This window comes from Variovorax sp. P1_G12, assembly GCF_056405555.1.
In genome coordinates, this window is sequence record NZ_JBFUBW010000004.1 from 276,834 (window position 1) to 297,677 (window position 20,844).

Consider the following 20,844-nt stretch of genomic DNA (forward strand, 5'->3'; position numbering starts at 1 on the left):
AAGTCCGAAAGTGAGGAATGAAAGAGCCGGCGCTCAGGCCACGCTCGCGGACTGGTAGCGCAAGGGATTGCGGATCTCGTCGGCCATCGCCTCGGGGTAGATCAGCTCGCGCAGGAAATCGGCGTCCTTGCGCAGCGCGTCGGCGGCATCGCGGTGGCCGAAGAAATCGAAGTAGTGCGGCATCTGCTGCACCAGCATCTCGAAACCGGCCTGCGCATGGAGGCCGCGCGCGCGCGCGGCGCGCACCAGCGGCGTCGGCTGGTTGCGCAGCAGGATGTCGAACAGCGCCGCGTGCGGTTCCATGCGCGCCACGTCGAGCGGCAGCGCATCGTCGGGCTTCAGCCCGAGCGAGGTGGCGTTGATCACCAGGTCGTAGCCGGCCGGGTCGCTGCTGTCGACCGCGACCGTGGTGGCGTCGAAGAAAGCGTCGAGCTGGGCCGCGACGCCGGCCGCCTTGCCGGCCACGATGTCGTGGAAGGCGATGTGCTCGGCGCCGTTGACCGTGCCGCCTTCGGCCAGCGCGACGCCGATCGCCGCCGCGCTGACGCCGGCGCCGAGGATCAGCACCCGCTTGCCACGGTACGGGATGTTGCAGCGGTCGAGCGCGCCCAGCAGGCCCTCGCCGTCAAACAGGTCGCCCTCGAGCTCGCCGTTGTCGATGCGGCGCACCACGTTGACCGAGCCTGCCACGCGGCCGAACAGGCCGCAGCCGTCGAGCAGGTCGACCAGCAGCGGCTTGTGCGGCGGCGCGATCGCCATGCCGCGCACGTTCTTGGCGAGGAACGCGGCCTTGACGAACACCGCGAAGTCGCGCTTGGCCACCTGCACCGGAACCATCACGGCATCGATGCCGAAACGCTCGAACGCCGCATTGAACATGCGGGGCAGCCGCACGTTCGTGACCGGGTCTCCGGGGAGCAGGTAGACGGAAGTGCTGCCGACGATGGAAGGGAACATGGCTCTGGATCCTCGCTTCGGATGACTCGACTATCGCGCGATTCAGGCAACCGCCCTCGCGATCTTCGCATCCGCCAGCGTCTTGGCGCGCATCCGCTCGTAGTCGGGCTTCGGGACCGGCACGGCATCGGGATTGCCCAGGTCGTTCATGTGGATCCGGTAGGTCTCCCGCGCGCTCAGCACCGCCAGCGCCGAAATGACCGTGATGCCGAAGGTCAGCGCGCCGATGGTCAGCGGGATGTTGGCCGAGCCGGGAGGCGCCACGGCGACGAACAGCGCCGGCAGCAGCGCCGTGATGGTGGTGCCGACGTTTTGCGAGATGGCCATGGCCGAGCAGCGCGTGCGGGTCGGGAACAGCTCCGGGTAGAAGCTCGGGAAGACCGCGTTGTAGCCCTGGTAGACCACGCCCCACATCAGCAGCGACATGCCGATCGCGAGCGGCACGTTGTGGATGCTGATCGCGTAGAGGTAGCCGAAGGACAACAAGCCGGCGCCGAGCGCACCGATCACGATCGGCGGCTTGCGCCCGACCTTGTCCGACAGGTTGCCGACGAAGGGAATCACGACCACGGCCAGGATGTTGCCGAGCACCGGAATCCACAGGTAGACGTCCTTCTGGAAGCCGATGCCGTAGGCCGGCTGCACCGCGTAGGCGGCACCGAACACCGTGGCCACCACCGGGATCACGTTCATCAGCGCCGCGCAGACCACGCGCAGCATGTCGCGCCAGCTGTTGGTGAAGGCCTGGATGATCGGCGCCTTCGGCAGCGCCTGCTGCTGGTCGACCTCGGCGAAGGCGGGCGTCTCGTCGACCTCGCGGCGGATGATGTAGCCGGCCACGATCACGATGAAGCTCAGCAGGAACGGGATGCGCCAGCCCCACGACAGGAAGGCGTCTTCGGGCATGAAGTGCGCGAGCGGAAGGAACACGGCGGCGGCCATGATCTGGCCGGCCTGCACGCCCTGCAGGCTGAAGCTGGCAAAGAAGCCGCGGCGGCCGAAGGGCGCGTGCTCGAGGATCATCGAGCTGGCGCCGGCGATCTCGCCAGCGACCGCGAAGCCCTGGATCAGGCGCAGCACCACCAGCAGCGCCGGCGCCAGCAGGCCGACCTGGCTGTAGGTCGGCAGCAGCCCGACCGCGATGGTCGAGAAGCCCATCAGGAACATGCACATCAGCAGCACGTTCTTGCGGCCGCGCGTGTCGCCCCAATGGCCGAGCACGAAGGCGCCGATCGGCCGCGCCACGTAGCCCACGCCATAGGTCGCCAGCGAGGCGATGATCGCCATCCGCGGATTGCCGGCGGGGAAGAAGATCTGCGGGAAGATCAGCGACGCTGCCGTCGCGTAGATGAAGAAGTCGTAGTACTCCAGCGCCGAGCCGATCCAGCCGCTGGCCGCGGCCTTTCTCGACTGGTGCCTGCCTTGCGGCTCGTGGTCCTTGGGATTGCTCATTTGTGTCTCCTGTGGGTAAGGTTCAGCAGTGGTGAGGTGCAGGCCGCAACTGTGAGCCGCCTCAGGGTTCTCCACAACGCCGCAGACGCACGTCGCGAGCGATCATTGATCGCATCCGATCATTCTTCGCACGAAAACCGGGTTTTCCCCAGCCAATGCCGCCTGACACCGCCCCTGTTCCGATCGACCGCAAGCTCCTCATCGAAGGCCTCGGAAAGGGCCTGCGCGTGATCGAGGCCTTCACGGACGACCGCCCTCGCCTGACGGCCACCGAAGCCGGCGAGCGCGCTGCACTGACCCGCACCGCGGCGCGCCGCTACCTGCTGAGCCTGGTGCACTACGGCTACGCCGCCACCGACGGCAAGTACTACTGGCTGCTGCCGCGCGTGCTGCGGCTCGGCCAGGCCTTCATGGAGGGCGCGCGGGTGCCGCGCATCGCCCAGCCCTTCATCCAGCGGGCCTCGATGCAGTGCGGCGAGACCTTGAACGTCGGCACGCTGGACGGGCACGAGGTGGTGTACCTGTCGCGCAGCAACTCGCCGCGGGTGGTGTCGATCGGCTTCCACCCGGGCGCGCGGGTGCCGGCGCACGTGGTGTCGCAGGGTCTGGCGATCCTGTCGACCTACGACGATGCCCGGCTGGACGCCTGGCTCGCGGCGCACGACTTCGCGAGCTTCACCGGCTTCACGGTGGTCGATCCGGTCGCCTTCCGCGAGAAAGTGCTGACGGCCCGCCGGCTCGGCTACTGGCATGCCGACCAGTACCTCAACTTCGGGCTCTGCGGCCTCGCCCTGCCGCTGAAGGACCGCAAGGGCCAGTGCCAGTACGCGCTGAGCGTGACCGTGCAGCGGCAGATGTACCCTGACGATCAGATGGTCGGCAAGCTGCTGCCGGTACTGCGCGAGGTGGCGGACTCGCTGCGGCCGATCATTTGAACACCCCCGACGCGCCTGCGGCGCTGCTCGACGCGCAGGGCCCGAGTCCTCGGGGCGAGCATGGAAAATTCCTCAAGTAAGGAATCCTTACTTTGGCTGCAGCGCCTCCGATGTCAAGCTGGGGCCTCCAGCCGCTGCGCCTGCCACGCGCAGGCGCTCGCGATCGCCGCCACCACGGTCGCCACGCCGAACATCGCAACATAGCCGAAGTGCTGCGCGATCGCGCCGCCGGCGAGCACGCCGATCACACCGCCGAGGCCATAGCCGGTGACGGTGAAGAGCGCCTGCCCGCGCCCGCGCAGCCGCCCCGGGAAATGGCGCGACACCATCGCGATGCAGGCGGTGTGATGGGCCGCGAACGACAGCGCGTGCAGCGCCTGCGCGACGACCAGGGCCCAGACCCACTGGCCGCAGCCGGCCGTGATGCCCATGCGCAGCACCGCCGCGATGCCGCACAAGTGGAGCCAGCGCGGCATCGACAGCAGCCCGAGCAGCCGCCCCTGCAGGAAGAACCAGACGATCTCGGCCACCACCGACAGCGCCCACAAGAGACCGATCGTGCCCTTGCCGTAGCCCAGCGAGTCGAGGTACAGCGAGAGGAAGCCGTAGACCGCGAAATGCGCCATCACCTGGAAGAACAGCGAGACGAAGAACCAGCGCACCGCGGGATTGCGCAGCACCGGGCCGACCGGCTCCTTCGGCTGCGCGTGGTGCGAGACCGGCTCGCGCACGTCGGGCAGCCGCAGCGTCGCGATCAGCACGATCGCCAGCGTGCCGCCGGCCCAGGCCGGAAAGTGCCGCATGCCGAAGCGCTCGAACCATTCGCCGGCGAAGAACACGGTGACCAGGAAGCCCGCCGAACCCCACAGCCGGATGCGGCCGTAGCGGCCCCAGTCGCCGGCCACCAGATGCGCCATGGCCGCCTCGGTCAGCGACATCATCGAACTGGTGTGCGTGAACATCACGAGCAGCACCAGCATCAGCCACCAGGGTCCGCCGTTCCACCACAGGCCGAACGAGGAGACCAGCGCCACCGCGGCGCTGAAGCGCAGCAGCTTCACGCGCTGGCCGGTGTGGTCGCTCAGCGCGCCCCATGCATAGGGCGCGAAGACGCGCGTGACCGACTGCACGGACGTCAGCAGGCTGATGACGAAGATCGGCAGCCCGAGTTCCTTGAGCCACAGCGGCAGGTACGGGTTGAAGAAGCCGATGTGGGCGAAGTAGCTCGCCGACAGCGCCGCGAAGGCCAGCAGGTGGCCGCGCCCCCCCGCGGCGGGCGGCGCGGACACTAGAGGAAGGACGCCTGTGGCGACGGATGATCCTGGCCGCTGGACGGCAGGCCCTCGGGCGCATTCACGTCGCCGCACTGCGCACGGTGGCGCAGCGCGTGCTCCATCACGACCAGCGCCAGCATCGCCTCGGCGATCGGCGTGGCCCGGATGCCGACGCAGGGGTCGTGCCGGCCCTTGGTGACGACCTCGACCGGCTGGTTGTTGACGTCGATGGATTGACGCGGGCTGATGATCGAGCTGGTCGGCTTGATCGCGATGCTGACCTCGAGGTCCTGCCCGGTACTGATGCCGCCCAGCACGCCGCCCGCGTTGTTGCTCTCGAAGCCCTCGGGCGTGATCGAGTCGCCGTGCGTGGTGCCGCGCTGCGTGACGCTGGCGAAGCCGGCGCCGATCTCGACGCCCTTGACCGCGTTGATGCCCATCATGGCCCAGGCGATGTCGGCGTCCATCTTGTCGAACAGCGGCTCGCCGAGGCCCACCGGCACCCTCGAGGCCGTGACGCGGATGCGGGCGCCGCAGGAGTCGCCGGCCTTGCGCAGCGCGTCCATGTAGGCCTCGATCTGCGACACATCGGCCACCGGCGCGAAGAAGGGATTGCTCGGCACATGCTCCCAGCTCTCGAAGGGAATCACGATGTCGCCGATCTGCGCCATGCAGCCGCGGAACCGGGTGCCGTACTTCTCGAACAGCCACTTCTTGGCCACCGCACCGGCCGCGACCATCGGTGCGGTGAGGCGGGCCGAGGAGCGGCCGCCGCCGCGCGGGTCGCGGATGCCGTATTTCTTCCAGTAGGTGAAGTCGGCGTGGCCGGGACGGAACTGCTGCGCGATCTGGCCGTAGTCCTTGCTGCGCTGGTCGGTGTTCTGGATCAGCAGCGCGATCGGGGTGCCGGTGGTCTTGCCTTCGTACACGCCGCTGAGGATCTGGACCACGTCGGGTTCGTTGCGCTGCGTCACGTGGCGGCTGGTGCCCGGGCGGCGCCGGTCGAGATCGCCCTGGATGTCGGCCTCGCTGAGCGCCATGCCGGGCGGGCAACCGTCGATGACGCAGCCGATTGCGGGGCCGTGGGATTCGCCGAAGTTGGTGACCGCGAAAAGGGTGCCGAAGGTGTTGCCGCTCATGCGGGGATTATCCCAACAATCTCGCCTCCCCCTGCGCCGGTGTCGACGCGGCCGGCGCCATCAGCATCCTGCCGGCCCGCATGACGACGCGGAAACGCCCGCCCGGGTGCAGGTCGATCTCGGCCACCGGCACCGAGGCGATCTCGGCCGGGCCGAACCACTGCTTCAGCGCTTGCGGCTCGGTCCACGCCCGCCAGACTTTGGCGGGGGCGGCGTCGAAGCGCCTTCGGAGGGTGAGCGAGGGGCGTTCGTGGTCACGGGTGGCCGGGCTTTCCATTCGGTCTCCTCCTGGTGGTAAAGGAAGCGCGCCAGCGCGTCGAGGCGACCGGCCCAGAATTTCTCGTAACGGGACAACCACACGGCGGCCTCCTGCATGGGCTCGGGCGAGAGCGCGCAACGCACGATGCGGCCCTCCTTCGTGCGCGACACCAGGCCGGCGTTTTCGAGCACCCGCAGATGCTTCATGAAGCCGGTCAGCGACATGCCATGCGGCTGCGCCAACTCGCTCACCGTGAGCTCCCGACCCTCGCCGAGCCGCTCGAGCACCGAGCGGCGCGTCGCATCCGAAAGCGCGGCAAACACGGCATCGAGGGAGTCGGCATCAGAGTGAACCATATGGTTGAGTTTCAAGTCGCGGCACGGCCTTGTCAAGCCACGCGCGGGAACGGTTTATGCATGTTGCGGCGCAATATCACCCTTCGAAGGAGCGCCCATGCTGGACCGTACCGACACGACGTTTTCCCACGTGAAGCCTGGCGACACCGAGTACGTCTCGGGCGGCTTGCGCGACTTCTTCCTGTACCGCGACCTCGGCATCGCCGAGGCCACGAACGGCAAGGTGATCGCGCACCTGGTCAAGGCCAACATGGCACCGGAAACGGGCACCGGCTGGCACCGGCACGAGGCGGACTTCCAGATCGTGATCATGGTGAAGGGATGGGCCCGCTTCATGTACGAGGACAAGGAGACGCTGGTGGAAGCCGGCGACGTGGTGCACCAGCGCCCGGGCATCCGGCACTACCTGTTCGACTATTCGCCCGACATGGAATACCTGGAGATCGTGTCGCCGGCCGATTTCAAGAGCGTCGACGTCGAGCCGGCCTGCGAAGTACCTATGCCCACGCCGTGGGGATAGGCTCGCCCCCAGGTCGGGCTCACTGCGTGTAGCCCGCCCACCCCCTACCGGGGGCAACACCAGCGGCCCGGCAAAGCCGGTTCCGCGGTGGCGCGGTTGCTCCCCCCCAGGTTGGGCTCACTTCGTGTAGCCCGCCCACCCCCTGCCGGGGGCAACACCAGCGGCCCGGCGAAGCCGGTTCCGCGGTGTTTCAACAACGGGCCTGGCTACGCCGGCCACTCGACCCCTACGCTGTGTGAGGGGCGAGCCATGTTTTCAGTCTTTCTTGAAGCTTCAGCAAATTCGGTCGAAAATCGATCGATGCCCACTGCTTCCCTGCCGCCCCTGAACCGCCAGTTTGTCGCCCACTTCGGCGAGATGGGCAGCAAATGGGGGATCAATCGCACGGTCGGCCAGATCTATGCGCTGATCTTTCTTTCCGAGCGCGCGCTCAACGCCGACGAGATCGCCGAGCTGCTGGAGTTCTCGCGCTCCAACGTGAGCACCGGCCTGAAGGAGCTGCAGTCCTGGCGGCTGGTGCGGCTGCGCCATCATCCGGGCGACCGGCGCGAGTATTTCGAGGCGCCGGCCGACGTCTGGGAGATCTTCCGGGTGCTGGCCGAGGAGCGGCGCCGGCGCGAGGTCGAGCCGACGCTGTCGATGCTGCGCATGGCACTGCTCGAGGAACCGCAGAGCGAGGCCGAGCGCCACGCCCAGCAGCGCATGCGCGAGATGCACGACCTGATCGACCGGCTCATGACCTGGTTCGACGACGTGCAGCGCCTGGCGCCCGAGACCGCCATGCAACTGATGGGCATGGGCGCCACCGTGACCAAGGTGCTCGGCCTCAAGGACCGCCTCACCGGCGCCGCCAAGCCCCGCCCAGCCCCTAAGGAATAGCCCGGCCGGCGCAGCCAGGCCCGTTGGTGGAACACCGCGGATCTGGCTTCGCCAGTCCGCCGGTGTTGCCCCCGGCAGGGGGTGGGCGCCCGGACACGAAGTGCCGGGCAACCTGGGGGCGAGCTAAGGCCTATCCAGCTTGTCGTGCCGGATGGCCTCGTCGTCCATCAGCTCGTACCACATCGCATTCAGCACCGCGAAGGTCGCGGCGAGCGGCAGTCCCAGGATCCAGGCGAAGTACCACATGGTCGGATTCCCTTGTTTCGTTGATCAGTAGGCGTGGCCGCGGTCTTCGCGGATCGCCTCGGCGTCCACCTTGCCGCGCAGCACGGCGTAGACCCAGCTCGTGTAGGCCACGATGATCGGAATGAAGATGCCGGTCACCACCAGCATGATGAACAGCGTCAGGTGGCTCGAGGACGAATCGAACACCGTGAGGCTGGCGCGCGGATCGATCGACGACGGCAGGATGAACGGGAACATCGAGACGCCCACGCTCAGGATGATGCAGGCGATCGACAGTGCGCTCGCCAGCAGCGCCAGCAGCTCGCGCCGCAGCTGCAGGCCGGCCAGCGCCAGCAGGGCACCGCCGAGACCCAGCGCCGGCACGGCATAGAGCCAGGGACGCGCGGCGTAGTTGGTGAACCAGGCGCTCGAATGGACCTCGACCGTCTTGAGCATCGGGTTCGATGGCCCGTCCGCAGGCAGCGCGCTGGTGACGCGGAAACCATCAACGAAGTACCACAACAGCACCCCGGCCAGTGCAAACAGGACCACGGTCGCGACCGCCGCCACGCTGCCGTAGCGCCGCGCACGCTCGGCCACGGCGCCCTCGGTCTTGAGCACCAGCCAGGCGCCGCCGTGCATCACGAGCATCGCGACCGAGACCAGCCCGCACACCAGCGCGAACGGATTGAGCAGGCCGAAGAAGGAGCCGTCGTAGAAGATGTGCATGTCGCTGTCGAAGCGGAACGGCACGCCGCGCAGCACGTTGCCCATCGCGACGCCGAAGATCAGCGCCGGCACGAAGCCGCCGATGAAGAGCGCCAGGTCCCAGCGCGCGCGCCAGCGCGGGTCGTCGCGCTTGCTGCGGAACTTGAAGGCCACCGGCCGCATGATCAGCGCGACCAGGATCGCGAACATCGCCAGGTAGAAGCCCGAGAAGGACACCGCGTAGAGCTGGGGCCAGGCCGCGAAGATCGCCCCGCCGCCGAGGATCAGCCAGACCTGGTTGCCCTCCCAGACCGGCCCGATGCTGTTGATGATGACGCGCCGCTCGAGCTCTTCGCGGCCCGCGAAGGGCAGCAGCATGCCGACGCCGAGGTCGAAGCCGTCGGTGACCGCGAAGCCGATCAGCAGCACGCCGAGCAACAGCCACCAGATGAGGCGCAGGACTTCGTAGGAAAGAAGAGTGTGCAGGATCATGTTCGTTGCTCCAGGTTCAGTCGCCGGCGGCCAGCGAGCCGCGCGGCAGCTTGCCCGCTTCGGCACGGTAGGCGGAGGGCGGCGGCATGGGATGCTCCTGCGGCCCCTTGCGGATCGCCTTGAGCATCAGCTTCATCTCGATCAGGAACAGCGTGGTGTAGATCGCCACGAAGCCGAGGATCGTGATCAGCAGCGTCGGCGCGCCGATGTTCGACACCGCCACCGCCGTCGGCAACACGCCCTCGATCACCCAGGGCTGGCGGCCGACCTCGGCCACGATCCAGCCCATCTCGGCTGCGACCCAGGGCAGCGGGATGGAGAACACCGCGACCTTCAGCAGCCACGGATGGGCGTCCAGCCGGCGGCGGGCCGAGAGCACGAAGAAGGTGGCGGTCAGCAGGATGAAGAACATGCCGAGCCCGACCATGATGCGGAACGCCCAGTAGAGCGAGAACACCGGCGGCACCAGGTCCCACGACGCCTTGGAGATCTGCTCGGGCGTGGCCTGCCGCGGGTCGTCGACATAGCGCTTGAGCAGCAGCGCATAGCCCATGAAGTTGCCGTGCTCCTCGAAGGTCGCCCGCGCCGCCGGCGGCACCTCGGCATCGCTCTTGGCCAGGCGGATGGTCTGCAGCGCGTCGTAGGCCTTGATGCCGTCGCGGATGTGGCCTTCGGCGCGCGCGACCAGGTCCTCGATGCCCGGCACCTCGGTGGTCAGCGAGCGGGTGCCGATCAGCCCCAGCAGCATCGGGATGTGGACCGCGAAGTGGGTCTCGCGGGTGCGCTGGTCGGGAAAGCCGAAGGCGGTGAAGGCGGCCGGCGCCGGCTCGGTCTTCCACATCGCCTCGATCGAGGCCACCTTCATCTTCTGGTGCTCGGTCGAGAGATAGCCGCTCTCGTCGCCCAGCACCACCACCGACAGCGCCGCCGCAAGGCCGAAGGAGGCGGCCACGGTCATCGAGCGCTTGGCGAGCTCCAGGTGCCGGCCCTTGAGCACATACCAGGCCGAGACGCCGAGCACGAAGATGGCCGCCACCGTGTAGCCGGCCGACACCGTGTGCACGAACTTGGCCTGGGCCACGGGGTTGGTCAGCACGGCGGCGAAGTCGGTCACCTCCATGCGCATGGTCTGCGGATTGAAGGCTGCGCCGACCGGGTTCTGCATCCAGCCGTTGGCGATCAGGATCCACAGCGCCGAGAAGTTCGAACCGATCGCCACCAGCCAGGTGACGATCAGGTGCGCCACCTTGGAGAGCTTGTCCCAGCCGAAGAAGAACAGGCCGACGAAGCTGGCTTCGAGGAAGAAGGCCATCAGCCCCTCGATCGCCAGCGGCGCGCCGAAGACGTCGCCCACGTAGTGGCTGTAGTAGCTCCAGTTCATGCCGAACTGGAACTCCATGACGATGCCGGTCGCCACGCCCATCGCGAAGTTGATGCCGAACAGCACGCCCCAGAACTTCGTCATGTCGCGCCAGATGGTCCGGCCGGTCATCACGTAGACCGTCTCCATGATCGCGAGGATCACGGCCAGCCCGATGGTCAGCGGCACGAACAGGAAGTGATACAGCGCCGTGAGGGCGAACTGCAATCGGGAGAGGGCGACGATGTCGAGGTCCATGGGTTCCTTTCTTGTTCTCTGTTCTCAGTCCGGCCGCAGCGCCTGCAGTGCCGCATCGAATGCAGGCGAGCCGCGCCGCAGGTCGGCGGTGATGCGGCCGTCCTGCATCGAAATCAGGCGGTCGGCCAGCGCGGCCTCGCGCCGCAGGTGCGTCGCGATCAGCAGCGTGCGGCCCGCGGCCTGGGCATCGAGGCGCCGCAGCACATCGTTCGCGGTCGCAGTGTCCAACGCTTCGGTCGGTTCGTCCAGCAGCCAGAGCGGCACGTCGCGCAGCAGCAGCCGCGCCAGCGCCAGCCGGCGCGACTGCCCACCCGAGAGGCCGAGGCCGCCTTCGCCGAGCGCGGTGTCGAGGCCCGCAGCCATCGCCTGCACTTCCTGGGACAGGCCGGCGGCCTGCAAGACGGCCCACAGCCGGGCGTCTTCGGCCGACGCGTCGGCCAGCCGGAGGTTGTCGCGCAGGCTGTCCTGGAACAGTTCCGTGCGCTGGGTCAGCAGGCAATGCGGCGCGCCGAGCACCTCGCCGGACGCGGCCGCGAGTTCGCCGGCGACCACCGCCATCAAGGTGGACTTCCCGGCGCCGCTGGGCCCGACCAGGGCGACGCGCTCGCCGGCGGCCAGAGCCAGTGAAATGTCGTGCAGGACCGCCACGCGGCGGCCGGGATGCGTCGCGCTCACCCGCGCCAGTCGAAGCGCCAGCCCCGGGTCGGAGGGCGCGGCCGGCGCCGCTGCGGCGGGCGGGCGATCGGCTAGGCGGGGCGCCAGCCGCCGCGCCGCCAGCCAGGCGCGCCCGGCCTCGAGCGCGCCGCGGCGCAAGCCGGCGAAAGGCTCGATCGCGGTGAGCGCCACCAGCAGCGCCAGCGCCGCGGCCGGCGCGCCGATCGCGCCCTCGCCCACCAGCGCGCCCGCCGCCAGCAGCACGCCGACCAGGGTCAGCGTGCCGGCCATGCCGTAGGCCATGCCGGACCGGGCTTCGAGCCGGTTGAGCGCATGATCGGCCCGCGCCAGATGGCGATCGGCGACCGCCAGGGCTTCGCGCTGCGCATCGATCCGGCCCGCCATGACCAGTTCGGTCTGACCGGCCACCAGGTCGGCGACGCGAGCGCGCAGGGCTTCGATGGCATGCGCGCGCCGCACCGCCGCCGGCCGGGCGCGCGCGGCCACCACCAGCGCGATGCCCCAGCCCGCGACGATCAGCCAGAGCGCCAGCGCGGCGCCCATCCAGGCGTTCATGACCCCCAGCACGCCACCGGCCAGCAGCGCCGCGCCCAGCGCCGCCCCGGCCGGCACCAGCAGCCGCAGGTAGAAAGACTCGAGGGCGTCGATGTCGGCGGTCAGGCGGAACAGCAGCCGGGCCGGCCGGGCCAGCAGCCGGCGTGCGGCCTCGGGCCGGGCCCAGCCCCGGAACAGGCGCTCGCGCAGCGCCGCCAGCACCCCGAAGGTGGCGTCGTGCGTGACCAGCCGCTCGGCATAGCGCGAGCCGGTGCGGCCCAGCGCCAGCAGCCGGATGCCGGCCGACGGCATGAAGACGTCGAACCGCAGCGCGGTCGCGGCCTGCAGGCCGGCCAGCGCGGTGGCGGTGATGAACCAGCCCGACAGGCCCAGCAGCGCCATGCCCATCAGCACGGTCAGCGCCGCCAGCGCCGCGCCCAGCGCCAGGCGGCGCGGCTGCGCGCCCACGAAAGCCTTCAGCACCGGCCGGACATCGTGCAGAAATGTCATTGGGCAACCTCCGTGCTTCGCACTGCGGTGCGAGCTTGCTTGGGGCGGCCCGGCGCGGCGCTCATCGGAAAACCTTCGCGCAGCAGCGCTTCGGTATTCGCCTTGGGAGCGGCCCGGCGGCTCATGCGGCCTCCTTCGCCGGCAGCTCGTCGAGCCGGATCACGCGGCCCATGCGCGCAGCCAGCACGGGGTCGTGGGTGGCGGCGATCAGGGTCTTGCCGCGCGCCAGCTGCATCAGGGCATCGGCGACGCGCTCCGCGGTCTCGCTGTCGAGGTGGGCGGTCGGCTCGTCGACCAGAAGCAGGTCGGCATCGAGATGCGCCGCCACGCGCGCCAGCGCCAGCCGCACGGCTTCACCGCCCGACAGGCCGCTGCCGCCCTCCCCCAGCGCGATACCCGGACGGGCCTGGGCGACGCCGTCGAGCGCGGCGAAGCGCATCGCGGCCTCCACCTGCGCCGCCTGCACGCCGGCGCGCCCGAGCGCCACGTTGGCCTGCACCGAAGCACCGAAGACATGGGGCTTCTGGCCCATCCAGGCCATGCGCGCGCGCAGCCCGGCCACGGTGTCGTCGGCCAGCGGCACGCCGCCGATCAGGATCTCGCCGCGCTGCGCCGGCACCAGGCCGGCGATCAGGCTCAGCAAGGCGGTCTTGCCCGAGCCGCTGGGGCCCATCAGCGCCACGTGCTCGCCCGCGGCCACGCGCAGCTCGTAGTTCTCGAAGAAGGCGTCCTCGCCGGCATGCGAGAAGCACAGGCCGCGCACGCGGACCGAGGGCGCCGCGCCCCTGGACCCCGGCGGCGAATCCGGCCGCCCTGGCGCCACGGAAGCCCCGGGCAATGCGACGCCGCCGTCGGCCAGCCGGTCCAGCGATGCCAGCGCGGCCTCGCCGGCCGCGCGGTCGTGCCAGACCGCCGACAGCTCGCGCAGCGGCTCGAAGAAGGCCGGCGCCAGCAGCAGGATGAACAGGCCCTCGCCCAGGCTCAGCGAACGGCCCCAGGTGCCGAACTCGAAGGTGCCCAGCAGATGGAAGCCGACGTATGCCGCCACCATCGCGACGCCCAGCGCCGAGAACAACTCCAGCACCGCGGACGACAGGAAGGCGATGCGCAGCACCGCCATCGTGCGGCTGCGCAGGGACTGCGCCGCTTCGCCCAGGCGGCGTGCGGTGGCATCGACGGCGCCGAGCGAACGCAGGGTCGCGAGGCCGCGCAGGCGATCGAGCAGGAAGCCGTTCATGCCGCCCATCTCGACCATCTGCGCCTCGCTCGCCGCCTTGGCGCGCCAGCCCACGATGGCCATGAAGACCGGGATCAGCGGCGCCGCGACCAGCAGCACCGCGGCCGCCACCCAGGACAGGCCGGCCACCACCGCCACGATGACCAGCGGCACCACCATCGCCCGCCAGCGCGCCGGACCGTAGCGCACCAGGTAGGGCACCACCGCCTCGGCCTGCTCCGCGATCACGCTGGCGGCCAGGCCGGAGGCCGGTCGCGCGCTGTCCAGCGGCGAGCGCGCCGCCAGCGCAGCCGCGACCTGGGCCCGCAAGGCGGACAGGCGCAAGCGCGCCTGCGCATACACGCGGCGCATGCCCCAGGCCTCGGCGGCCGCGCGCCCCAGGCCCAGCAGCAGGATGCCGGCCGCCGGCAACAGGACGGCGGTGAGGCCCTCGCCGGCCCCGAGCCGCTGCACCGCCCAGGCCAGCAAGGCGGCCTGCGGCAGCCACAGCAGCGCGGCGGCGCCCTGGACCAGGCTGGCGAACGAGCGGGCGGACGAGTTCACGTATTGGATTACTGTAATTTCAGAATTTACTGAAAACTCATCGATCATACGAGATGCGAGCCGGCGCTGCCGGGCAGAGGGTCGTTAAGCTACCAGAAGCCCATGAACATCTGCGTCATCAACCCCAACTACTACCGAAGCAGCGGCGTGACGATGGCGATTCGCCGCATCCACGAGGCCGTTCAGCCCTACGGCATCGAGAACCACTTCATCAGCTGCCGCTACGGCGACGAAGAAGAAGACGTGTCATGGATGGCACCCGATCGCCTCCAGCACCTGGCCTTGATGTCGGGCCGCCCGCGGGTCTTCTGGCACAGCGTCAAGCGCCTGAAGCGCCTGCTGGACGCCTGGGACATCGACCTCATCCACGTGCACCACCGGCGGCTGTCGATGGTGCTGACGGCGCTGCAGCCGCTGCTGCGACGGCCGGTGCTCTATTCGGGCAACCTCACCTACGGCTTCTCGGCCCCGTTCTGGCTGCTGAGCCCGCGCCGCGCGATCGCGGTCACACATTCGGTCAGGGACAACATCCTCGCCACCACGCGCACGCGGGACATCGAGATCCTGGGCAATCCGACCCCCTTCCCGCCGCAATGCCCCGCGATCGACCCGGACACGGTGCGCCGACGCGCCGTCTGCGTGGCGAGATTCGTCCCGGTCAAGGGCCATGCGACGCTGATCGAGGCCTGGGCCCTGCTGCGCGACCGGGGCATCGACGCCGAACTGGTGCTGGTCGGCGAAGGACCGTTGCGCCAGGACCTCGAGCAGAAGTGCCAGGCCCTGGGACTCGGCGACCGTGTCGTTTTCCGTGGCTATGTGGGCGACGTCCGAAGCGAGTATGCGCAATCGCTGTTCGCGATTCTCGTGAGTTCCATCGAGGGCCAGGGCATCGTCACGATCGAAGCGGCGGCCGCCGGGCGTGCCTCCCTTCTCACCGACGTCGACGGATCGCGCGACTGCCTGCCGACGCAGCGAAGACTGCCGAACGCCCTGCCCTATGGAGACGCCGGCGCCCTGGCCGAGGCGCTGGCGATCTGGTTCGCCGATCCGGCGGCGGTGGCCCAGGAAGGCCACGCCTTCTTCGACTTCCACCAGGGCCTCAATTCATCGAGGGTGCTCGGCCGCCAGTACGCCGCGGCCTACGAACGATCGGTGGTCTAGCGCGACACGAGCAAGCCGCAGGCCAGCAGGCCCGCGAACAGGGCCAGCACCGCGCGCCAGGTGGCGGGCCGCGACTCGACCCAGCGATACAGCAGCGATGCGGCCGCGATCGACAGCGCGAAGGTCGCCAGCAGGCCCAGCAGGTCGATCCACGGCGTCGCCGGCAGCAGCTGGCTCACCACCGCGCTCACCAGCAGCAGCACCGGGAAGTGGATCAGGAACAGCGAATAGGAAATCCGTCCGAGCCGCACCAGCGGTGCACCGAAGCGCGGCCAGGCGGCGGGCGCGAGGCCGTCGCGCCGCTGCACCACGGCCACCGCCAGCGCCGTGACCAGGGCGATCGCGATGCGGCTGCGCCAGTCGAGCGCGAGCGCCGCGGCGCCGATCAGCACCAGCAGCAGCACGGCATAGCGCCAGGTGCTGTCGCGGGTGGCGCGCCCGATCCAGAAGACCAGCATGCCCAGCCCGTAGGAGCCGAAGAAGTAGATCGCGGTGGCATCGAGCTCCTGCTGCCGGTTGAACACCGCCAGCGAAGCCACCACCAGCGCCAGCACCAGCCCCGCCACCAGCCATCGCGAGCGCTCGCGGCCCAGCGACCAGCGCCGCTGCAGCAGTTCCGACAGGCCGATCGCCGCCAGCGCGAGCACGAACAACTGGAAGTCGATGGCCACGTACCAGACGCCGGTCGACAAGGCGTCGAAGCCCAGCAGGTCCTGCAGCAGCAGGCCGTGCGCCAGCAACTGCGCCAGCCCGGGCGCGGCCGGCACCGTGTCGCCGGCCAGCCAGGGCCGGACCAGCGCGGCGACCAGCACGCTGAAGCTCAGCGCGGCCAGGTAGGGCATCACCAGACGGCCATAGCGCTGGCCCACCCGCGCCAGCGGCCGGTCGACCCGCAGCACGCCATCGGGCGCCAGGCTGCCGGCCGCCAGGAAGCCGGCCAGCACCAGGAACACCTGCACCGCCAGCCGGCCGTCCTGGGCCAGCCATTCGAACAGCGCCGGCGCCAGCGAGGACGCTCCCTCCTGCAGCGGGCCGTAGCGCGCGAGGTGGTGGCCGACGATCAGCGCACAGGCGATGCCCTTGACCGCATCGAGCAGCGGCATGCGGCTCGATGCTGCAGGCTCTCTCGTCACGGTCTTCGGCGATCCCATGCCAGGGATACCGCGGAACCGGCTTTGCCGGGCCGCTGGTATCGCCCCCCGCGGGGGAGGCGCCGCAGGCGCATCGGGGGGAGTTTCACAGGGCGAGGCGGCGCCGCGCTTCCAGGTACTCGCGCTTGAGCTTCTCGACGAAGTCCGCGGCGGTCGCCACCTCGGTGACCGCGCCGATGCCCTGGCCCGAGCCCCAGATGTCCTTCCAGGCCTTGGTCTTGCTGCCCTCGGCGCCGCCGAAGTTCATGGTCTTCAGGTCGCCTTCGGGCAGGTTGGCCGGGTCCATGCCGGCGGCCACGATGCTGGGCGCGAGGTAGTTGCCGTGGACGCCGGTGAAGAGGTTCGAATAGACGATGTCGTCGGAGGTGCCGTCGACGATCGCCTGCTTGTACTCGGCGCTGGCGCGCGCTTCCTCGGTCGCGATGAAGGCGGTGCCGATGTAGGCGAAGTCGGCACCCATGGCCTGCGCGGCGAGCACGGCGCCGCCGTTGGCGATCGAGCCCGACAGCGCGATCGGGCCGTCGAACCACTGGCGGATTTCCTGGATCAGCGCGAACGGGCTCTTCACGCCCGCATGGCCGCCAGCGCCGGCCGCCACCGCGATGATGCCGTCGGCGCCCTTCTCGATCGCCTTCTTCGCGAAGTTGTTGTTGATGATGTCGTGCAGCGTCACGCCGCCGTAGCTGTGGACCGCGTCGTTGACGTCGGTGCGCGCGCCCAGCGAGGTGATGACGATCGGCACCTTGTACTTCACGACCATCTCCATGTCGTGCTCGAGCCGGTCATTGCTCTTGTGCACGATCTGGTTGATGGCGAACGGCGCGGCCGGCTTGTCCGGGTGGGCCTTGTTGTAGGCGGCCAGTTCCTCGGTGATCTCGATCAGCCATTCCTCGAGCTGCGCCGCGGGGCGCGCATTGAGCGCGGGCATCGAGCCCACCACGCCGGCCTTGCACTGGGCGATCACCAGCTTGGGATTGCTGATGATGAACAGCGGCGAGCCGATGATGGGCAGCGGAAGATTGGCGAGCACGGGCGGCAGCTTGGACATGGTGTCTCCGGAAATGAATGAAGTCTTGTTTTAGAAGGCGTCGAGCGCGAGCGCCGTGACGCTGTCGGCGCCGTCGACGATGCTGTCTCGGATGCCCGGCGCCTTGTTCAGGATGTGCTCCGCGTAGAAGCGCGCGGTGGCGATCTTGGCTTTCATGAAAGCCACGTCGGTCCCGGCCTGGGCGAGGTCCTCGGCCACCAGCAGCGAGCGCGCCAGCTGCCAGCCGGCCACCACGTTGCCTGCGAGCATCAGGTAGGGCACGCTGCCCGCGAACACCGCATTGGGCGCCGCCCTGGTCTGGCCGGCGACGAAGCCGACCACGTCGACGAAAGCTTCGCGTGCGGCCTTGAGCCGCTTCGCCACCGCCTGCGCATCGGCGCTGCCGCGCTTCGCGAGCTCGGCTTCGGTCTTCTCGATCTGCGCGGCGATCGCCTTTGCGGTCTGGCCGCCGTCGCGCGCGGTCTTGCGGCCCACGAGGTCGTTGGCCTGGATCGCGGTGGTGCCTTCGTAGATGGTCAGGATCTTGGCGTCGCGCAGGTACTGCGCCGCGCCGGTCTCCTCGATGAAGCCCATGCCGCCATGCACCTGCACGCCCAGCGAGGCGACCTCCAGGCTCATCTCGGTGCTGTAGCCCTTGACCAGCGGCACCATGTATTCGTAGAAGGCCTGGTTCTGCTTGCGCGTCTCGGCATCGGGATGATGGTGGGTCGCGTCGTAGGCGGCCGCGGCCACCGAGGCCATCGCGCGGCAGCCTTCGGTGTAGGCGCGCATCGTCATCAGCATGCGCTTGACGTCCGGGTGATGGATGATCGGCGCACTGGCATTGATCGAGCCGTCGACCGGCCTGCTCTGCACGCGGTCCCTGGCGTAGGCCACCGCATGCTGGTAGGCGCGCTCGGCGATCGCGATGCCCTGCATGCCCACCGCGTAGCGGGCCGAGTTCATCATGATGAACATGTACTCGAGGCCGCGGTTTTCCTCGCCGACCAGGTAGCCGACAGCGCCACCGTGGTCGCCATATTGCAGCACGGCCGTCGGCGAGGCCTTGATGCCCAGCTTGTGCTCGATGCTCACGCAGTGCACGTCGTTGCGCGCGCCCGGCGAGCCGTCCTTGTTGACGAGGAACTTGGGGCAAACGAAGAGGCTGATGCCCTTCACGCCCTCGGGCGCGCCGGTGACGCGGGCCAGCACGAGGTGGACGATGTTCTCGGCCATGTCGTGCTCACCGTAGGTGATGAAGATCTTGGTGCCGAACACCTTGTAGCTGCCGTCAGGCTGCGGCTCGGCCCGGCTGCGCACCATCGCGAGATCGCTGCCGGCTTGCGGCTCGGTCAGGTTCATGGTGCCGGTCCACTGGCCGCTCACCAGCTTCTCGAGGTAGGTCGCCTTGAGCTCGTCGGAGCCGGCCGTGAGCAGCGCCTCGATCGCGCCATCGCTCAGCAGCGGGCACAGCGCGAAGCTCATGTTGGCCGAGTTGAGCATTTCGCCGCAGGCCGCGCCGATGGTCTTCGGCAGGCCCTGGCCGCCGAAGTCCGAAGGATGCTGCAGGCCCTGCCAGCCGCCGCTCGCGTACTGCGCGAAGGCTTCCTTGAAGCCCGCCGTGGTCGTCACCTGGCCGTCCTTGAACGACGAGGGATTGCGGTCGCCCGCCACGTTCAGCGGCGCGATGACGTCCTGATTGAAGCGGGCGCACTCCTCGAGCACGGCCTGGGCGGTCTCGAGGCCCGCGTCTTCCAGTCCCGGCATCTGCGACACCTGTGCGATGTCCGCGAGATGCTCGATGTCGAACAGCATGTCCTTGAGGGGGGCGATGTAACTCATGGTTGTCTCCTGCGGCCTCCTGGCCGAATACGCACCAATGTGAAAAAGGGCACCGCGAACGATGCCCTTTGGCTCACACGACCTGAATGGATCAGAGCGCCTTGACCAGTTCCGGCACGGCCGTGAACAGGTCGGCCACGAGGCCGTAGTCGGCCACCGAGAAGATCGGCGCCTCTTCGTCCTTGTTGATCGCCACGATCACCTTGGAGTCCTTCATGCCCGCCAGATGCTGGATGGCCCCCGAGATGCCGCAGGCGATGTAGAGCTGCGGCGCCACGATCTTGCCGGTCTGGCCGACTTGCCAGTCGTTCGGGGCATAGCCCGCATCCACCGCCGCGCGGCTCGCGCCGAGACCGGCGTTGAGCTTGTCGGCCAGCGGCGCCATCACTTCCTGGAACTTCTCGGCGCTGCCCAGCGCTCGGCCGCCCGAGACGATGATCTTGGCCGCCGTCAGTTCGGGGCGCTCGCTCTTGGTGACTTCTCTTCCGACGAAGCTGCTCTTGCCGCTGTCGGCCACGCCGTCCACGGTCTCGACCGCGGCGCTGCCACCGGTGGCCGCTGCGGCATCGAAGCCCGTCGTGCGCACGGTCGCCACCTTGATCGCATCGCTGCTCTGCACGATGGCGATGGCGTTGCCCGCGTAGATCGGACGCTCGAAGGTGTCGGGGCTGTCGACCTTGGTGATGTCGCTGATCTGCGCGACATCGAGCAAGGCGGCCACGCGCGGCGCGACGTTCTTGCCGTTGGCCGTGGCCGGGAACAGGATGTGGCTGTAGTTCTTTGCGATCGCGAGGACTTGAGCGGCGACGTTCTCCGCCAGGTTCTCGGCCAGCGAGGGGCTGTCGGCGACGATCACCTTGGCCACGCCCGCCACCTGGGCGGCGGCCTTGGCGGCGTCGGCCGCATTGGCGCCGGCCACCAGCACATGGACATCGCCGCTGGCGCAGGCAAGGCCCGCGGTCACGGTGTTGAGGGTCGCCGGCTTCAAGGTGGCGTGGTCGTGTTCGGCAATAACAAGTACGGTCATGATCAGATCACCTTCGCTTCGTTCTTCAGCTTCTCGACGAGAGTCGCCACGTCGGGCACCTTGATGCCGGCACCGCGCTTGGGCGGCTCGCTGACCTTGATCGTCTTCAGGCGCGGCTTGACGTCCACGCCGAGCTCTTCGGGCTTGACCACGTCGAGCTGCTTCTTCTTGGCCTTCATGATGTTGGGCAAGGTGACGTAGCGCGGCTCGTTCAGGCGCAGGTCGGTGGTGATCACCGCGGGCAGCGAGAGGGAGATGGTCTCCAGGCCGCCGTCGACCTCGCGCGTCACGTTGACCTTGTCGCCCGCCACTTCGACCTTGCT

20 protein-coding genes are annotated in these 20,844 nt (G+C 69.1%); 4 read left to right on the forward strand and 16 right to left on the reverse strand.

What is annotated here, in order from left to right; all coding sequences use genetic code 11:
- Positions 1-33: 33 nt before the first annotated feature.
- Positions 34-957 (reverse strand): shikimate dehydrogenase family protein, encoded by a 924-nt coding sequence (locus tag AC1D2O_RS06980; RefSeq protein ID WP_478089459.1) that lies wholly within the window; start codon positions 955-957, stop codon positions 34-36.
- 42 nt (positions 958-999) lie between these two features.
- Positions 1,000-2,409, reverse strand: coding sequence for an MFS transporter (locus AC1D2O_RS06985; protein ID WP_478089460.1), 1,410 nt, complete (start codon positions 2,407-2,409; stop codon positions 1,000-1,002).
- A gap of 155 nt (positions 2,410-2,564) precedes the next feature.
- Between AC1D2O_RS06985 and AC1D2O_RS06990 the strand changes: the two genes are divergently transcribed.
- Positions 2,565-3,344, forward strand: coding sequence for an IclR family transcriptional regulator domain-containing protein (locus AC1D2O_RS06990; RefSeq protein WP_478089461.1), 780 nt, complete (start codon positions 2,565-2,567; stop codon positions 3,342-3,344).
- Positions 3,345-3,457: 113 nt separating this feature from the next.
- Here AC1D2O_RS06990 and AC1D2O_RS06995 read toward each other — a convergent pair whose 3' ends face one another.
- From AC1D2O_RS06995 to AC1D2O_RS07010, 4 genes are read right to left on the reverse strand one after another with little or no spacing between them, the layout of a single operon-like run.
- Complete coding sequence (locus AC1D2O_RS06995; RefSeq protein WP_478089462.1) at positions 3,458-4,633, reverse strand: MFS transporter; 1,176 nt, start codon at positions 4,631-4,633, stop codon at positions 3,458-3,460.
- Entirely contained in the window at positions 4,633-5,757 is a 1,125-nt protein-coding gene (gene aroC, locus AC1D2O_RS07000; RefSeq protein WP_478089463.1) for a chorismate synthase, read from the reverse strand. Before aroC ends, AC1D2O_RS06995 begins: the two co-directional genes overlap by 1 nt.
- Positions 5,758-5,764: 7 nt before the next feature.
- Positions 5,765-6,034, reverse strand: a complete 270-nt coding sequence (locus AC1D2O_RS07005) for an SRPBCC domain-containing protein (RefSeq protein ID WP_478089464.1) — start codon at positions 6,032-6,034, stop codon at positions 5,765-5,767.
- Positions 5,923-6,372 carry an ArsR/SmtB family transcription factor gene (locus AC1D2O_RS07010; RefSeq protein WP_478089469.1) on the reverse strand — a complete coding sequence of 150 codons (450 nt, stop codon included), beginning with the start codon at positions 6,370-6,372 and terminating at the stop codon, positions 5,923-5,925. Before AC1D2O_RS07010 ends, AC1D2O_RS07005 begins: the two co-directional genes overlap by 112 nt.
- Positions 6,373-6,469: 97 nt before the next feature.
- Here AC1D2O_RS07010 and AC1D2O_RS07015 point away from each other — a divergent pair, with 97 nt between their 5' ends.
- Both AC1D2O_RS07015 and AC1D2O_RS07020 read left to right on the forward strand, forming a co-directional pair.
- Positions 6,470-6,892, forward strand: a complete 423-nt coding sequence (locus tag AC1D2O_RS07015) for a cupin domain-containing protein (protein WP_478089465.1) — start codon at positions 6,470-6,472, stop codon at positions 6,890-6,892.
- Between the two features lie 300 nt (positions 6,893-7,192).
- Positions 7,193-7,771: a GbsR/MarR family transcriptional regulator gene (locus AC1D2O_RS07020; RefSeq protein ID WP_478089466.1), complete on the forward strand. Its 579-nt coding sequence runs from the start codon at positions 7,193-7,195 to the stop codon at positions 7,769-7,771.
- A gap of 123 nt (positions 7,772-7,894) precedes the next feature.
- On the opposite strand, the gene cydX is transcribed toward AC1D2O_RS07020, so the two are convergent.
- From cydX to cydD, 5 genes are all read right to left on the reverse strand, one after another.
- A complete protein-coding gene (cydX, locus tag AC1D2O_RS07025) occupies positions 7,895-8,017 on the reverse strand; it encodes a cytochrome bd-I oxidase subunit CydX (protein ID WP_088956434.1) in 123 nt (40 codons plus the stop codon).
- A gap of 24 nt (positions 8,018-8,041) precedes the next feature.
- Entirely contained in the window at positions 8,042-9,196 is a 1,155-nt protein-coding gene (gene cydB, locus AC1D2O_RS07030) for a cytochrome d ubiquinol oxidase subunit II (RefSeq protein ID WP_478089467.1), read from the reverse strand.
- Positions 9,197-9,212: 16 nt separating this feature from the next.
- Positions 9,213-10,814: a cytochrome ubiquinol oxidase subunit I gene (locus AC1D2O_RS07035; RefSeq protein ID WP_478156580.1), complete on the reverse strand. Its 1,602-nt coding sequence runs from the start codon at positions 10,812-10,814 to the stop codon at positions 9,213-9,215.
- A gap of 24 nt (positions 10,815-10,838) precedes the next feature.
- The gene (locus AC1D2O_RS07040; protein ID WP_478156582.1) at positions 10,839-12,533 is read right to left on the reverse strand and encodes an amino acid ABC transporter ATP-binding/permease protein; all 1,695 of its coding nucleotides are present in this window, start codon (positions 12,531-12,533) and stop codon (positions 10,839-10,841) included.
- A gap of 121 nt (positions 12,534-12,654) precedes the next feature.
- Positions 12,655-14,361: a thiol reductant ABC exporter subunit CydD gene (gene cydD / locus AC1D2O_RS07045; RefSeq protein WP_478156584.1), complete on the reverse strand. Its 1,707-nt coding sequence runs from the start codon at positions 14,359-14,361 to the stop codon at positions 12,655-12,657.
- 54 nt (positions 14,362-14,415) lie between these two features.
- Between cydD and AC1D2O_RS07050 the strand changes: the two genes are divergently transcribed.
- Entirely contained in the window at positions 14,416-15,474 is a 1,059-nt protein-coding gene (locus AC1D2O_RS07050; protein ID WP_478156585.1) for a glycosyltransferase family 4 protein, read from the forward strand.
- Here AC1D2O_RS07050 and AC1D2O_RS07055 read toward each other — a convergent pair.
- From AC1D2O_RS07055 to AC1D2O_RS07075, 5 genes are all read right to left on the reverse strand, one after another.
- Positions 15,471-16,577: an acyltransferase family protein gene (locus AC1D2O_RS07055; RefSeq protein WP_478091645.1), complete on the reverse strand. Its 1,107-nt coding sequence runs from the start codon at positions 16,575-16,577 to the stop codon at positions 15,471-15,473. The genes AC1D2O_RS07050 and AC1D2O_RS07055 overlap by 4 nt on opposite strands.
- 133 nt (positions 16,578-16,710) lie before the next feature.
- Positions 16,711-17,673 (reverse strand): NAD(P)H-dependent flavin oxidoreductase, encoded by a 963-nt coding sequence (locus AC1D2O_RS07060; protein ID WP_478156587.1) that lies wholly within the window; start codon positions 17,671-17,673, stop codon positions 16,711-16,713.
- A 30-nt stretch (positions 17,674-17,703) separates the two neighbouring features.
- Positions 17,704-19,494, reverse strand: a complete 1,791-nt coding sequence (locus AC1D2O_RS07065; RefSeq protein ID WP_478091648.1) for an acyl-CoA dehydrogenase — start codon at positions 19,492-19,494, stop codon at positions 17,704-17,706.
- Positions 19,495-19,585: 91 nt separating this feature from the next.
- The gene (locus AC1D2O_RS07070) at positions 19,586-20,521 is read right to left on the reverse strand and encodes an electron transfer flavoprotein subunit alpha/FixB family protein (protein WP_478156589.1); all 936 of its coding nucleotides are present in this window, start codon (positions 20,519-20,521) and stop codon (positions 19,586-19,588) included.
- A 2-nt stretch (positions 20,522-20,523) separates the two neighbouring features.
- On the reverse strand, positions 20,524-20,844 hold a 321-nt coding region (locus AC1D2O_RS07075; protein WP_478156591.1), incomplete at its 5' end, for an electron transfer flavoprotein subunit beta/FixA family protein.